At 70.4% G+C, this 14387-nt stretch carries 11 protein-coding genes and 1 pseudogene; 5 read left to right on the forward strand and 7 right to left on the reverse strand.

Annotated features, from left to right (window positions below; all coding sequences use genetic code 11):
* Nucleotides 1-392 (forward strand): annotated as a pseudogene (locus AOK24_RS03370) (hypothetical protein); the annotation flags it as partial.
* Nucleotides 393-400: 8 nt separating this feature from the next.
* Here AOK24_RS03370 and AOK24_RS03375 read toward each other — a convergent pair.
* Genes AOK24_RS03375 through AOK24_RS03385 form a run of 3 tightly spaced genes read right to left on the reverse strand, consistent with a single transcriptional unit; the run spans nucleotide 401 to nucleotide 8232 of the window.
* Complete coding sequence (locus AOK24_RS03375) at nucleotides 401-2356, reverse strand: pentapeptide repeat-containing protein (RefSeq protein ID WP_055718546.1); 1956 nt, start codon at nucleotides 2354-2356, stop codon at nucleotides 401-403.
* The gene (locus AOK24_RS03380; RefSeq protein ID WP_055718547.1) at nucleotides 2353-3732 is read right to left on the reverse strand and encodes an esterase/lipase family protein; all 1380 of its coding nucleotides are present in this window, start codon (nucleotides 3730-3732) and stop codon (nucleotides 2353-2355) included. Before AOK24_RS03380 ends, AOK24_RS03375 begins: the two co-directional genes overlap by 4 nt.
* Complete coding sequence (locus AOK24_RS03385) at nucleotides 3733-8232, reverse strand: ATP-binding protein (RefSeq protein WP_055718548.1); 4500 nt, start codon at nucleotides 8230-8232, stop codon at nucleotides 3733-3735.
* Between the two features lie 58 nt (nucleotides 8233-8290).
* On the opposite strand from AOK24_RS03385, the gene AOK24_RS03390 reads away from it, so the two are divergent.
* Complete coding sequence (locus AOK24_RS03390; RefSeq protein ID WP_055718549.1) at nucleotides 8291-9280, forward strand: nuclear fragile X mental retardation-interacting protein 1; 990 nt, start codon at nucleotides 8291-8293, stop codon at nucleotides 9278-9280.
* Between the two features lie 284 nt (nucleotides 9281-9564).
* On the opposite strand, the gene AOK24_RS44945 is transcribed toward AOK24_RS03390, so the two are convergent.
* Entirely contained in the window at nucleotides 9565-10023 is a 459-nt protein-coding gene (locus AOK24_RS44945; protein WP_167376798.1) for an ImmA/IrrE family metallo-endopeptidase, read from the reverse strand.
* Nucleotides 10024-10148: 125 nt separating this feature from the next.
* Nucleotides 10149-10535, reverse strand: a complete 387-nt coding sequence (locus AOK24_RS03400; protein WP_055718551.1) for a helix-turn-helix domain-containing protein — start codon at nucleotides 10533-10535, stop codon at nucleotides 10149-10151.
* Nucleotides 10536-10713: 178 nt separating this feature from the next.
* Between AOK24_RS03400 and AOK24_RS03405 the strand changes: the two genes are divergently transcribed.
* Genes AOK24_RS03405 through AOK24_RS45345 form a run of 3 tightly spaced genes read left to right on the forward strand, consistent with a single transcriptional unit; the run spans nucleotide 10714 to nucleotide 12724 of the window.
* Nucleotides 10714-10992, forward strand: a complete 279-nt coding sequence (locus AOK24_RS03405; RefSeq protein WP_055718552.1) for a multiubiquitin domain-containing protein — start codon at nucleotides 10714-10716, stop codon at nucleotides 10990-10992.
* On the forward strand, nucleotides 10989-11375 hold the full coding sequence (locus AOK24_RS03410; RefSeq protein ID WP_055718553.1) for a hypothetical protein: 387 nt from the start codon (nucleotides 10989-10991) through the stop codon (nucleotides 11373-11375). Before AOK24_RS03405 ends, AOK24_RS03410 begins: the two co-directional genes overlap by 4 nt.
* Nucleotides 11357-12724, forward strand: a complete 1368-nt coding sequence (locus AOK24_RS45345) for a ThiF family adenylyltransferase (protein ID WP_079056660.1) — start codon at nucleotides 11357-11359, stop codon at nucleotides 12722-12724. Before AOK24_RS03410 ends, AOK24_RS45345 begins: the two co-directional genes overlap by 19 nt.
* 207 nt (nucleotides 12725-12931) lie before the next feature.
* Here the strand turns inward: AOK24_RS45345 and AOK24_RS48310 are convergent, their stop codons facing one another.
* The gene (locus AOK24_RS48310) at nucleotides 12932-13357 is read right to left on the reverse strand and encodes a hypothetical protein (protein WP_133258263.1); all 426 of its coding nucleotides are present in this window, start codon (nucleotides 13355-13357) and stop codon (nucleotides 12932-12934) included.
* Between the two features lie 33 nt (nucleotides 13358-13390).
* The gene (locus tag AOK24_RS03420) at nucleotides 13391-14368 is read right to left on the reverse strand and encodes a thiopeptide-type bacteriocin biosynthesis protein (protein WP_055718555.1); all 978 of its coding nucleotides are present in this window, start codon (nucleotides 14366-14368) and stop codon (nucleotides 13391-13393) included.
* Between the last annotated feature and the right edge of the window lie 19 nt (nucleotides 14369-14387).

Consider the following 14387-nt stretch of genomic DNA (forward strand, 5'->3'; position numbering starts at 1 on the left):
ACACACCCCCCTGGGGCCGCCCCGCCCAAGCGGCCCTCGGCCTCACCCTCGGCTGCCTGGCGGTCGCCCGAGGCCGCTGGCCCGCCGTCGTCCTCCTCGGCGCGAACGCCCGCATAGCCCTGGACCCCAGCGTCTACACCTACTACACCGCCTCGGTCCTCCTCGGCACCCTCCTCTGGGACACCATCGGCCAACGCCGCCTCATCCCCTGGTGGACCTGGATCGGCCTCCTCACCCTCTACGTCCCCGTCCTCACCACCCTGAACGACCCCACCCGCGGCCTCCTGCGCCTGGCCTTCGTCGTGGTCTCCACCGTGTACGTCCTCTTCCGCCCGATGCGACCACGCCAACGAGGAGCACGGAAACCGACCGCCGCTCCTGCGGACAGGTAAGCGTCACGTCATCGCTTCACGCGGCTGCGCACGGCGAGGAGGGCGAGCCCGAGCAGGCCCGGCTCGACGAGGCGGGCGGTCATCTCGACGTACGTCCCGGTGGTGGTCAGGTCCTGTCCGGAGGCCCGGAAGACCACCGAGTTGACCACCACCCTCACGGACTTCTCGAACCGCGCGGACGTCAGACGCCTCGTGTGCGGCCCTTTCGGGTTGACGGGTGCCGGCTTCTTGGTCGTCAGGGTCACCCGCCGGCCGTCGGTGGTCCCCGAACTGACCGGGTCCGGGTCGGCCTGCGGCAACCCCCACAGCATCATCGCCAGCACGGTGGCCGTCATCGTCAGGACCAGCCAGGCCAGGGCACGCGTGGCGCGCAGGCCGTATCCGGAGAGTGCCCAGTACAGCCGCAGCAGGGTCCGCTCGCCGAGGGACGCCGTGGCGTCGTGGCGGCGCATCTCCATCTCGCCGTAGTAGAAGTCGGCCGCGCCCGGCTCGTTCCGGCCGTCCTCGAGGGCCTTGCGGAGCTGCCGGTAGACCGGCGCGAGCACGGCGGGCTCATGCGCCTCGACGCCCGGTGGCTTGGGCGTCCAGCCGTCGCCGTACCGGGGCGCCCGCCAGTGGTGCTCCTCGGCGAGGGTCCGGCGGCGTATCCAGCGCAGCCCGACGGGTGGTGACAGCAGGACGCAGCGGCCTTCGAGCCGCAACTGGTCCAGGTGGACCGCCTCCACGAAGAGGCAGCCGGTCAGGTCGACGTCGGCCAGCACCAGATACGCGGCGTCCACGCCCCTGACCGAGGTGACACGCACATGGGGGTCGCCGAGCTCCGGTTCGGCGATCGCCTTGCCCTCCGGCGAGACGAACGGGCGGGGCCGGCCGACGACGGTCACCGGGAACTCCACCACGGCGTCGCTCAGATCCACCCCGGCGTACCGCAGCCGCAGCGCGGCGGTGGACGCCCACCGGGTCCGCCGGCAGCGCACCTCCCGCGCGGCGGCCTCCAGCGTCACCGCGGCCTCGAACACGGCGTCGGAGAAGTCCACGGTCCCCGGGCAGACCAGCGGGCCGATCCGGGCGGTACGCCGGAACACCGCCCGCCGGAAACCCACGCCGGCCTCCAGCCGGGCCCCGGAGAACGACAGGTCACCGCCGATCGCGGCCCCGTCGAACGTGGCTTCCGCCGCGAAGTGAGCCTCGGCGAACGGCATGTCCCCCCCGATGTCCGCTCCGTTGAAGCAGGCCCTGCTCCGGTGGAAACGCGCACCGTCGAAACAGGCCCGGCCGGTGATCCGGATCTTCTCGAAGTCGGCGCCTTCCTCGAAGACCGCGCCGTCGAAGGCGGCTTCCCCGTCGATGACCGCCCCCTCGAAGGAGGCGACGCCACCCACCCGGACACCCGAGAAGTAGGCGTCCCCGCACGTCATGCCCTTGAACATCGCGCCGCGGCCGACCTCGCGGACACCGAACCGCAACGCGCCCCCGATCCGCGCCCCGTAGAACCAGACATCGCCGCGCACGTCGGTGTCATCGAGCCACACATCGTCCGCGACCCGCGCCCCACCGAGGCCGAAATCGCCCCCGGTGCGCACCTCACGGACGTACACACCCCCGTCGAACACGGCCGACGCGAAGGAGCAGAAGCCGCCGAAGTCGATCCCCTCGAACTCCGCGTCCCCGGTGAACCGCACCTCGTCGAACGATGCCTCCCCCACCCGCGCCCGCCCGCTCCCCGGGTCCCTGAGCGGTGCGAGGAGCTCGTCGAGCAGGCTCTGGGTGAAGGGCGTACCCCGGTGGTCGAGGTCGGCGCCGGGGGGCAGGGAGGCCAGGTGGGCGGCACGTTCGGCGCTGTCGAGGTGCGCGAGGCAGGCCGTGGACGAGCCCACTCGGCGCCCCCGGCAGCGTTCCCCGGCGTCGAGGTGTCCGCACTGCGGCCACGCGGGGGCGCCGGTTCCGGTCGTCCCGGCTCTCATACCGCCACGACCGTCACGTCCCGGCGGTCACGCCCCTTCGGCCGGTCGACCAGCGCCTCGACCACCCAGCGTCCGGGGGTGACTTCCAGCTCCGCCCGGTACCGGTCGGGCCCGTACGGCCGGAAGACGACGGGCTGTCGGTCGGGACGGCCCGAACGCCACATGACGGTCCGCAGATTGCGCCGCGGCAGGTCGTGCCCCAGCAGCTCGATCATGAACGGACGGCCGGCGGCGACCGGGTCCCGGGGCAGGTGCAGGACAACGCCCTCCGCGCCGGCGAGCGTGCCGCCGGGCGGGCGGCCCGCGCGGATCGCGATCATCGCGTCCCGGAGCGCGGGACCGCTCGCCAGGTCCGCGTTCCGGAACCCGGTCCACAGCATGGGGTCCGTACCGGTCCAGTCCGCGACGGCCGACCGGCGCGGCACCGTCCCGTCGCCGGTCCCCGGCAGGCTGTCGGTGATCCGCGACCCGTCGGACGAGAGCACGAGCGCCTCGGGGCTCGGGAAGTCGACGCTGCCGAGGCAGTGCACGGTGTACGGGAGAGGGCCGGCGCGCCGGTGCTCGTCGCACGCCGAGCGGAACTCCTCCCGGAAGGCCAGCGCCTCGCGGACGGCGTGGCCCGGCAGCCCGGGAACCGGGTAGCGGTTGTCGGTGATCTGCCGCTCGCGGCTCTTTCCCTCGACCCGCACAGCGGGATACCACGGCAGCATCTCGACGACCGCCGGCAGGGTGAGCGCCCAGTCGCGCAGCGCCTCGTTCAGCCGGGCGGCCACGTCCGCGCCGGGGCCCGCGTCGCCGGGTATCGCATGACCGGCCAGCAGCCGGGCGGCCTGGACCAGCCCCTGCTGCGGGGTGCCGAGGGTGACCAGGGTCCGGGCGGTCTCCCGGCCGTCCTCGCACTCCAGATAGTGCCGCCCGATCAGACCGCCCGTCGCATGGCAGACCAGAATGACGCGCGGATCATCGGCCCGGTCCGGATAGTGCGCGTCCGCCTCCGCACGCCACCGGTCGAGCTCGCGCGCCACCCGCGCCTTCAGCTGCCGGGCCACCAGCCGGTGCGAGAGCCGCCAGTCGTAACCGAACGGCACGAACTGCGCGTCGAGCGGGTCGCCGAGGGCGGCACGGAGGTCGGGATAGCCCAGGCAGGACAGCAGCCCGGGCACGGAGTCCGGGACCTGCAACAGCGCGTCGGCGTCCAGCCGGAAGGGGCCTTCGGGCGGCGCGTCCCCCAGCCCCGGCGGGAGGGCCACCTCGGTGAGCGCCGTGGCCGCCGAGCCGATCAGCCGCTCACTGCATCGCGCCCAGAGGTCCTGGCCGTCCCGGCACAGCCGGGTGCCCAGAAACCCCGGGACGAAAACCACCAGATCGTGTTCCATTCACCCTCCCCGTGTCCCGGCACCGAAGAACGTGCGGGGCAGCCGGATCAGATCGCAACGGTCCTCCCCCTGCAACGCCATCACCAGACCCTCCGGGTCCATCGCGGTACGGACGGCGTGCACGTCGTACCCCCGCGTGGGAATCCCCGGCCCGTCCAGCCATTCCCGGGACCAGACGTCCCATGCGCGCGACACCGTCTGCGGCATACAGAGCAACAGCACGGGCCGCTCCACGGGGCCGGCGAACACCAGGGACGTCACCTCGGGGAAGTCCCCCGGCAGCCGCTCCGGGGGGTGAAGGCCCTCGTCACCGGAGCAGTCCTTGACGTACACGCTGCCGTGGTCCGCCCAGGCCAGCAGGGGCATCGAGGCGTCGTCCTCGTCGTCGTACAGCTCCCCGAGAGCGAGACACGAGGGGGCGGCCGGGAGCAGGACGCGCCGCTCGACGCCGTGCTCGCCCTCGGTCCAGACCTGCAACTGGTCGCTCAGATCACCGGCCATCCAGTACGAACCGTCCCGCAGGATCCTCGTGTCGATCCCGCAGAACCCGCGGTCGGTCCGGATCTCCCGCACCGCGACCCCGGCGGACGAGACATCGGCCGGGACCTCGTGGCGTACCAGCCGCCGGCCGTTCGCCACGCTCAGCCGCAGCGTGCCCGCGGCCGGGTCGCCGACCAGGCTCAGCGCGCGGGCCGGCTGGCCGGCGTCTCCGCCGAGCGGGATGTCCTGGTGGGTGACGACCGACAGGCTCTCGTCGAGACGCCACAGCCGTACGGTCCGGCCGGCCGCGGCGGCCACCGTCCAGCCGTCCGCCGCCCGCACCGCGGCCACCGCCGTCACCGTGCGCCCCTCGTGGGCGAGTTCCGTGGCCGGAAGGGCGGCCGGATCCCCCTGCTCCGGCCGGGAGACCCGGATCCGGTCGTGCCAGGCGCGGCACAGCAGCGGCGGACCTTCCGGCGCGCCGGCCAGGGCGAGGACCGGGCGCTCGTTGCTCGGCCGCCGCTGGATCCCGTAGTGGGCCTCCAGCGCGGGGACCACGTCGACCACCCGGATGTACGGGCCGTCGGCGACCGCGAGCAGTCCCTGACCGCCCGGTTCGAACGCCATGGCGCCCTCGCGGGGGGCATCCAGAACGAGCGTGGCCTCGCGCCCGGCCCGCCCGACGGACCAGATCCGGACGGCCACTTCCTCGTATCCGGCGAGCAGCGGTTCATCGCCGTACCACCCGAAGGCCAGACCCCGCGCGTTCGACGGGTACGTCGCCACCCTTTCCACGACCGGCGTCGGGCCGGACACGGCCCCGCACCGCCAGACGTACACAGCAGTCCCGTCGGCCACCGAGAGGTAGCCCTCCTGGGGCGAGGCCGCGAACGCCGCGGCGGCCATCGCGGGCGCGGCCAGGGTCACACCCAGATCGGTCCGGGCGGCGTGCAGACCGTCGACCCCGTTGCGGGTGCGGCTCACCTCGAACAGCTCCACCCGCTCCGCGCCCGCCGCCAGGACGAACATCCGCGAGCCCAGGGAGAGGGCCGCGAGCTGCCGCACATCGGCCGTACGGACCTCCTTCAGCTGCGTGTCCAGGTGCGTGCCGAGCTTCCAGGACCACACCCACACCCGGTCCCCGTCGGCCGCCAGGGCCACGCTCTCGCCGTCCGCCTCGGCCACCGACAGGGCGCGCACACTGCCGCCCCACCGGTACTCCTGATCGGGTATCCGGGCACCCGCGCGCCAGAAGTACACGGTCTGATCGTCCCGGGCGACGGTGGCCCAGCGGGCCCCCGCGCCCACCTCACGCACCTCGCTGAGCGGGCGTCCGCGCTCCCCGCCGGTCCGGGGCAGCCGACGGGTCAGCAGCCGGGCGCCCGACTCCGGGTGCAGGACATGGATCTCCCCCAGTCCGCCGGCGGTCAGGGTGCCCGCGTGGGCCGGCCCCACCGCCCCGGCCCCGGCGCGCCAGCTCAGCGCCCGCGCGCCGCCCGAAGGCGCGGCGCGCCGCCACTCCGGGGGGTCCGGCAGGACGTCGGTCCAGTACTCCTGCCAGGGCAGGAAGCCGTCGGCGGGCCGCAGCGTCCGGTACGTCCCGTCGCGGTGGCTGACGAAGGCGGTGGCGCTGAACAGGGCCTTGCGCTCCAGCAGAACCGACGCCGGCAGCGGGCCGGACGCGCGGGGGAACGAGCTCGCGACCCTGCCGTACAACGCGGCGCCGTCGCAGTCCCGGGCCAGGCCCGCCGCGAGCGGCAGCATGACATCGGGGTTCGTGCGCAGCAGGAAGCCCACGTCCTCGAAGAGCTCCCGCAGGGCGTCCGGCCCCACCTGGGCGGCGTGGGCGCCCAGGTATTCGACGGTGTACTCGTCGGCGCCGCTCCAGTCACCGCCGGCGCGCAGCGCGTCGAGCACCCTGCGGTGCGCCTCCCGGGCGGTCAGTCCGGCGTCGGAGAGGAAGAACTCGCCATAGCTCGGATGGGCCAGCTGATGGCGGATCCGCCCGGCCGTCTGCCGCGCGCCGTCCTTCTGGGTGGCGACGATGCCGCCGTCGGCGCTCCGGCACACCTGGCGCAGATCTTGCAGCGTCAGCTCTGGCGAGCCGGCCTCGCGCAGGGCGTTGGCGAGCGTCAGCCAGGTCGCGTCCGGGGTCAGCCCCGGCCCCTGGATCACCGCCAACGCCCGCAGCACCTCGTGGGCACGCTGCGCGCCGGGCTGCTCGCCCAGGTGGCGCGTCTCCTCCGCGAGGCGGGTGCGCAGGTCCATGCCGCCGTCCCGCAGCCACGACAGCAGCTCGGCCTCGGCGGCGACCGTGGTCCGCCGGGTGAGCCTGGTCGCGACCAACCGGGCCACCAGGAACGAGCCGTGACTCTGCGCCGCGACGACCTCGGCCGTCCAGTCGCGGTCCTCCCGCCGCGCGTCACCCCGGTACGGGGAGTGCCTGGTCCCCAGTACGGACAGCACCATGCCGGTGATGCTCGCGCGCGCCTCCTCGTCGTCCCCGAGGACCACGGGTTCGACGCCGAGTTCCAGGGTGTCCAGGAGCGACTCCTCCTCCGCGGGCGCGGTGGTACGCCGCCGGGGCTGCGTCCGCGTACCGACGACCACCCGGACACCGGGCGTGGCCGCCAGCGGGTTCAGGACGTGCCGGGCGATCGCGTACGCCTGGTCCGGGAGGGCCTCGTCGAGCGCGTCGAAGAGCAGGTTCACCGAACCCGCCCGGCCGACCAGCTCCTCGAAGGCGTCGGTGAACCTCTCCGACGTCACCGGCTCCTCCGGCAGCGGCGGCGCTCCGTCGACGTCCGCCAGCACCTCCCGCAGCTGCGCGGCCAGCGAATGCGCGGAGTGCCCCCGGCAGCTCAGCGCCGCATGCACGCTCCCCGCCCGGGGCAGCGTCGCGGGGTCGAGGTCCGGACCGAGGGCCTCCCGCCAGCTCGGCAGAGAGGTGTGGGCCAGCCGGCCGAGCAGCGCGGTCTTCCCCGTCCCCGCCAGGCCCGTCACCGCGAGCAGCCCCTTCGGGTGGGTGTCCATCCAGCGCACGATCCGGCTCAGCACCTCCCGCCGGCCCGCGAAGTGGCGGCTGAGATGGCTGTTCTCCTCCAGCCCGAACTGCTCGGCCTCGATCCACGGCTTCCGCCGCGTCAGCACGGCCGGCGTGTACACCGGCCGGTCGGACTGGTGGTAGTAGGGGTTGTCGAGGAAGTTGTTGGGCAGCGCCCCGACCTCCCGGCAGTCCGGCCGCTGCGCCGGGTCGTCGAGACCGTCGTCCGCCGCCCGCGCGTCCACGGCACGGCAGAGATACGGCAGCGGCAGATACAGCGCGGACGGCTCGAACGGGCGCGCCTGGTCGTCCGCCACGAAGTCCGGCTCGGCCAGCGCCTCCTCCAGCCACGTCACCCAGCGGCCCGCCGGCACCTGCGCGTCCGCCCCCGAGGTACCGATGACGGCGAAGCCCTTCCGCCGGCTCTCCCACGCCCGGATCACCGCGGGGTCCCGCGCCAGGTCCACGGCGTGCCGCACCGCCTCGCCCAAGGAGTTGTAGCTCTGGGAGGAGCAGGCGTCGACGATCAGCAGGGTGTCCGTCTCGTACTCCGGCCGCAGCAGGAAACCCACCAGCTCCAGCAGGGAGACGGCCCGGGCGGGGTCAAACTCGCCCGACTGCCAGGAGTCGGCGCAGGCCAGGAAATAGCCCTCGTCGCCGCGCTGGACGCCGTGCCCCGTCCAGTAGAGGATCTTGCGCTGGGCGCCGGCGGCCAGGAACTCCCCCAACCCGGCCCACAGCCGCCGTCGGGTCGCCCCGCCCCGGTCGGCCCGGAGGGTCTCCCCGAACCCCAGCTTCTCCCGCACGGTCCCGGTGAAACGGTCACGGACCTCGTCCAGTTCCGGGCGGCGCAGCCTCTGCCGCTCCTCCGCGTCCGGGTGGAGGTACTCCGGTACGGCGATCGTGCACACCAAGGAAGAGGAGCGCCGCTCGGCTTTCAGCAACGCCAGCCGGTTGTCCGTGTCGCTTCGTACCATGAGATCGACAGCCCCCCTGAGAGTGTCCACCACAGCTTGTTTATCAGTGGAGTTGGCGATGCGAGACAGATTCACAGTGGTTGGCCGGACAACGGACTGTCATCTCCTGGAGGGCGACGGGACCCGGCTCATCGACGAGGAGAACGTCCACGTCAAGTACACGCCGAAGCGTGTGCAGTTCCCGGAGGAGATCGCCGCCTGGCGGCGGTCCATCGAGGCGGAGGAGGAGCGCAAGGAGGCCGGCGGGCTGCCGCACCGGTGGAACAACGCGCGCTTCGCGGTCGAGCGGGTCGTGGTCACCCGTACGCATGTGGTCGAGGAGCCCGTGGTGTCCCTCACCATGCGGGACGCGGACTACTTCGACTTCCTCACCACCTCGCTCAACCTGGACCGGCGGCAGAAGAACGGCCTCACGCTGCGCGAGCAGTACCTGGAGGGCGGCGACCCGGCCGACGCGCCCTCCTGGATGAACTGTAGTTTCGGCATCAACGTGGCCCTGGAGACCGGCAAGGACGGCAAGATGCTGTTCTCCCGGCGCAGTGCCCAGGTCGCCGGGCCGAACAGCGCGCGGTGGAACTCCTCGGCCAACGAGGGCATGGCCCAGCAGCACGACCTGCCCCGGGACGGCAGCCCGGTCAGCCTGCACGCCGTCGCGCGCCGCGCCCTCCTCGAGGAACTCGCCGTGCACGACGGGGACCGGACCAGGGTGGAACTGCTCGGGTTCGGGCTCGACCTGGTCAACCACCAGTGGGCGGCGTTCTTCCGCGCGGTCGCGCCCGACCTCGACGAACCGGCGCTGCGTCTTCGCTGGACACGCGGTGTCATCGACAAGTGGGAGCACGACCGGTTCGAGTTCGTGGACGCCGACCCCGAGTCGGTCCTCGGCTTCATCGCGGACGAGCCGGAGGAACGCTGGACCCCCTGCGCGCCCGCCCTCTTCTACCTCGCCCTGGTCCGCGGCGCCATCGAGCGCGCTGGCGGTGACCCGGCCGGCCGGTTCGCCGTGGAACAGGCCGAGCAGAAGGTCATGTCCGACCGCGGTCTGTGAGCCGGAAAGCGGACCACACACGTCGAAGGGCCCCACCGCGAACGGTGGGGCCCTTCGACAACGTGCCCGGTGAGGCACTGGCGGAGGATACGAGATTCGAACTCGTGAGGGGTTGCCCCCAACACGCTTTCCAAATGTTCGTAGGGGTGTCCGGCGGGAGCCATGTGTGTCCTGGCCTGCGATGGAAAGTTCGGGGCGCCCCCGTTCGGACAGGGTCGGACGGGGGCGAATGAGACCCGAACTGAGACCGGAGTGCTCGATTTCCAGTTACAGAGCAAGGTCACTTACTGGCGTTTGGCTCTAGACCGTGCCGCGATCGTCCTGGCGCCTGAGGCGTTCATGCGCATTCGCGCGAACTCGATACTGACGTCGAAGCGCTGAGCGACTTGGGTGTCGGCAAGGTTGTCAAACGCGGCCTTGATCGCGGCCGACTTGGGGATCAGCAGCTCCGCGGACAGGTCGTGCGCTTCTTGCTCCTGAATCTTCATCGCCGGGTCAAGGCTGCGGCACCCGCCATCGCTGACCAGAACGCCACTGAACTCGTGCTCAAGAAGGAGGTGCCCCATCTCGTGCGCGATGTTCGATCGGCACCGCTGTGGTGTATGAGAGGAGTTCACGAGGATGAAGCAACCTGTTCCTGCTGGGACCAGCGCAGCGGACCACTTTCCTGCGCCGGTGGAGCTGAAGTAGTCCAGCGCCGCTGGTGAGCAACCGTGAGCGGCGAGGTCGCTCAGGCTGTACACACGGATACCCCACTCATCGGTGAGGCGCGTGAGGTCTAGGGGGTCGTGGAGGTCGACTCCGATCCGTCGACGCTCCTCAAGCGCCAGTTCTTCGAGTGCCTTCTTGGTCCACCGAGATCCCACGTTCACCCCGCAGTGGAGTCGCGGTCGGAGGCGAACCGACGCATTGCCGCTCCGATCACCTCTTCCAGGTACCGCACGTCTTCTTCGCCCAGGTCGCTGCGGGCGCGCAGGAGCGGGGCGAGTTGTACCAGTAGCTCTGGCTCGGCAGCGGGTTTGGCCTCGATGTCGATGCCTGGCTCGATCATGAAGTTCTCGGCTGGCAGGGAGAGCCACTGGACGAGAGCGGCGAAGGCGTCCACGTCCGGTCGGTGGCCGTTGGCTAGCCGGGTCATGGTCGAAGGGCTGACGCCTACCTCTCCTGCCAACTGTCGCCACGAGAGTCCTCTCGTGGTCCGTGCGGCATCGAGGGCCGCGTACAGAGCGGCCACGTTCACGCGAGTCCTGGCCATCGCCCTCCTCCTCTGCTGTGTGCTGTTGCCTCCTTTCTATCAGTGTTCGACATCTCAAACACCCTCGTGCTAGCGTGATCGCGAGTGTTCGACATCTCAAACGATGCGAAGATCTCGAAACGCGGTCGTGCCCGCCTCTGATCAGGCGGCACCGGTACCACCAGGAAAGAGGAACGCGATGGACACCACCATCGAGCCGACGGCCGGCCAGGATGAGCGCCGCCCCGTCAAGGTCACGGTCACCGTGAACAACCAACCCGTGATCCTGCCTGGCCGTGAACTCACTGGCCTGGAAATCAAGCAGGTAGCGGTTGCCCAAGGCGTACCGATCGACATCGGCTTCCAGCTGTCGGTCAAGTGGGGGAACGGGCGCTACGAGGTTGTCGATGATGACGAGGAGATCCGGGTTCACCCGAACCAGGAGTTCCTGGCTGTGCCCCCGGACGACAACTCGTGAACAACCTTGCTTCGGCAATCACCGAAGCCGTCGAGGTCGTCCGGGCCCAGTTCGCCGGTCACCCGGTCGAGATGGTCCCGGACGGCACTGGCGGTGTGTTTGTCACCGTCGAGGATGTGTCGGTCGGTCCCTCCTACGCTCCAGCTGTCACCTGGCTCGGATTCCAGATCAGCGCTGCCTACCCGGACGCCGATGTCTATCCCCACTACGTCGGGCCGCTTTCCCGTACGGACGGGCAGCCCCATGGACCGGCAGTCCAGTCGACGGGCTGGCGCGGCGAGCCCGCACTGCAGATCTCCCGCCGCTCCAACCGTCGTGACGCGACCATCGACAGTGCGGCACTCAAGGCCGAAAGGATCCGCAGATGGCTCGCCGACCAGTGAACCCGCCCGCCGAGGGATGGAGCCTGACTGTCACCCGCAGTCTCTGGACCGAACTGTCCGCACATCTGTTCCCGTCCGGTGGCGGGGCCGTGCTGCTGGCCGGTCATGCCGAAGGAACACGGGGTCCGAGGCTGCTGGCCTATGACTTGATCATGGCCGCCAATGACACCGACTACATCCCCGGCGAGTACGGCCACCACGCTCTCGCCCCATCATTCGTCCGGGAAGCGGCAGTCCGTGCCCGCGACGAATCTGCGGCCTACCTTGCGGTCCATGCCCACGCGGGGCTGGATCGGGTTCGATTCTCCTCGGTCGACACCGCGAGCCATGAGCGTGGTTACCCGGCTTTGAGGCAGATCACCGGACAGACGGTCGGGGGGCTTGTCATTACCCCACATGCCGCTGCGGGGGACCTCTGGCTCGCCGACGGCAGTCGTGTACCCCTGAGTGAGACCGTAATCCCGGGAGGAAATCTGCTGCGTCTTCGCCCCTGTCCAGCCACTGCCACGCCTGTCGAGCCGGAGCACGATCGACAGGCCCGGCTCCTGGGCGACGTCGGGCAGGAGACGCTGAACAGGCTCCGAGTTGCAGTCGTCGGTCTGGGGGGTGTCGGCAGCATCCTTGTCGAAGAACTGGCCCGCCTGGGGGTTGGCACGCTCGTCCTTATCGACGACGACACCGTCGAAGCCACCAACTTGCCTCGCCTCGTAGCTGCCGGAAAGGACGACGTCGGTCGGCTCAAGACCGACCTTGCGGCCCGGAACGCGCAGTGTGCCAATGCCCGCATTCGTCTGATCTCCAAGGCCACACGCGTGGAGCACCCCGAGGCCCTCAAAGAACTGGCGCTCTGCGACTGGATTTTCCTTGCCGCTGACAGCGCATCTGCCCGCCACTGGGTCAACGCAGCCGTTCAGCAGTTCCTCATCCCAGGCGTCCAAGTAGGCGTCAAGATCCCTGTTGATTCCGCTGGCAACGTCGGCCAGATCCATACCGCCACCCGGATCATGCTCCCCGGCGACGGTTGCCTGTGGTGCAACCGGCTCATCGACTCCACTCAGCTCGCGATTGACATGCACCCCAAGTCCGAACGGGACGCTGCCCGCTACGTTCCCGGTGTCCCGTCGCCCAGCGTCATCACGCTCAACACCCTTGCAGCTGCCGAGGCCCTCAACCACTTCGTCCTGGCTGCCACCGGCCTGCATGATGACGACCACGATCACGCCGCTGTCATTCATCGCCCCCGTACTCGCCAGCGTGACCTGCAGGAACCTCGCCAGGACATGAACTGCCGGTGGTGCACCCCCGCTGGCCGGCTCGGCCGTGGTGACGGCGGGAGCGGTCGTGTATAAGGCGCCCCTCTAACCAAATGTTCGTACGGGGGTCCGGCGGGGGACGGGTACGTCCTGACCGGCCTCGGCGGTGAGGGATTCGCGTACGTAGTCGATTTTGTCGATGTCCTCGGTCCAGACGATGCGCTTCTCGTGGCGAACGTCATCCGGGTTCTTGCCCGTACGGTGTCCCTCCCTGGGTACCGCCGTCTTCGGGATGTGGACGACCTACCAGTGAACCCTGGGCGGCACGGTCGGTGTGATTCGTTTTCCGGTCGCCTCGGCCGCCTCTTGGAGAAGGTTCTCCCAGTCGGTGTACTGGAGCCATGCCTTTCCCATCAGGTGCGCAGTCCAGAGGACGAGGTCCGCCCAGCTTCGGCAACGGTGTACTTCGACGGCGTACGTGTTCGCGTCGGGTGAGGGGTCGCACGCTGTGTGGTGCACTTGCCAACGGGCTGCTTCGGGGTACGACATCAGGCTTGCCGCGTCGAAAGACTGGATTCCGGGTGCTTCTTGCCTGGTTTCGAGGATCTCCCACGCACGGGTGTGGGTGGAGCACCGCTCGACTTCTGCCATGTCCACCCAGAGGCTGCCTCCACCGTCGGCCACGGCTTGTTTACATACGTCGCAAATGGCGATCAGTTCATGCACCATGGTCGGTCCTTGAACGGGTCTCGTCGTGACGGGCTAGCCTCCGATGATGGCCTCCCGAGCCGCCCGTGCCCAAATCGCCTGCTGGTGCGTCGTGAAGCCCATGCGGTTCCAGTGGAAGAGGATGTGCCGGGCGAGGATGCTCCGTGTGCCGAGCGCGAGCCGCCCTTCGCGGCCGGCGTTCCCGAGGCTCTGGCCGCCGTGCTTCATCGCGTCGGCCCAACTGGCCAGAGGGGCGAGTGAGTTGCCGACAGCGAAGGCGGACATGGTATCGGCGGCCAGGAGTTCACGCACCGCGCCGGTCATGGCCGTCACCCGCTCCAACGGGACATCATCAGGCAGCAGGCGCTTGGCCTCGACCCGCGCCCATACGTCCCCCTGCTCGCTCCACTCCTGACCGGCGGCGCGCAGGAACAGGCTGGTAATGATCAGCGAGGTCGCCTTGGCGTCGAGCGGGACGCTGCCTTCTGACACCGAGCCACCCAGGTAGTCGAGTACTCCCACGCTGTCCGCGTGGAACAAGTCGTGGGCGATCCTCATCCCGTCAGCCCCGCCGAAGGCCACTGTCTCGGCCTCGTACGGCGACGGCCACCACCGTCTCACCACACCCCACGAGACTGCGCTGTCGAGAGCTTCACGAAGTGGCTCCGACGTGCACTCGGCCGACGACCGTGGCCCATGAGCCAGACGGAGCCGCCAACAGGGGAACTTGCGGACGAACCACCAAGCACCGATCTCCCCCGCCGCACACGCTGCACGGAGAGACGTCAACAAGTAGGTGAGGAAGGCGGATTGAGCGGTCGGGTAGTCGGTGAACTCGATGTTCACCTGCTGCCAGTCTGAGGACGCCGACCGTGCGCCGAGCGCTGCCCGTCCAGCGGCCCGGTACACCTCGACGGCTTCGGCCAGCCGGGCCGGTGACGAGCCCAGCCGGGCGCAGACCTCCTCGACCGGCGTTCCGGCCAGGACGGCGAGGACGGCTTGCTCAGCCGTTTCGCTGTCGTGCGGGTCCATCCGTTCTCCTCCCCTCGCG

Origin of the sequence: Streptomyces niveiscabiei (assembly GCF_001419795.1) — a bacterium.
GTDB classification, from domain to species: domain Bacteria; phylum Actinomycetota; class Actinomycetes; order Streptomycetales; family Streptomycetaceae; genus Streptomyces; species Streptomyces niveiscabiei.

Bases quoted from the DNA above. Each gene is read 5' to 3' on its own strand.
- AOK24_RS03375 (WP_055718546.1), bottom strand. From the start codon at position 2,356: ATGAGAGCCGGGACGACCGGAACCGGCGCCCCCGCGTGGCCGCAGTGC.
- AOK24_RS03380 (WP_055718547.1), bottom strand. From the start codon at position 3,732: ATGGAACACGATCTGGTGGTTTTCGTCCCGGGGTTTCTGGGCACCCGG.
- AOK24_RS03385 (WP_055718548.1), bottom strand. From the start codon at position 8,232: ATGGTACGAAGCGACACGGACAACCGGCTGGCGTTGCTGAAAGCCGAG.
- AOK24_RS03390 (WP_055718549.1), top strand. From the start codon at position 8,291: ATGCGAGACAGATTCACAGTGGTTGGCCGGACAACGGACTGTCATCTC.
- AOK24_RS03400 (WP_055718551.1), bottom strand. From the start codon at position 10,535: ATGGCCAGGACTCGCGTGAACGTGGCCGCTCTGTACGCGGCCCTCGAT.
- AOK24_RS03405 (WP_055718552.1), top strand. From the start codon at position 10,714: ATGGACACCACCATCGAGCCGACGGCCGGCCAGGATGAGCGCCGCCCC.
- AOK24_RS45345 (WP_079056660.1), top strand. From the start codon at position 11,357: ATGGCTCGCCGACCAGTGAACCCGCCCGCCGAGGGATGGAGCCTGACT.
- AOK24_RS48310 (WP_133258263.1), bottom strand. From the start codon at position 13,357: ATGGTGCATGAACTGATCGCCATTTGCGACGTATGTAAACAAGCCGTG.
- AOK24_RS03420 (WP_055718555.1), bottom strand. From the start codon at position 14,368: ATGGACCCGCACGACAGCGAAACGGCTGAGCAAGCCGTCCTCGCCGTC.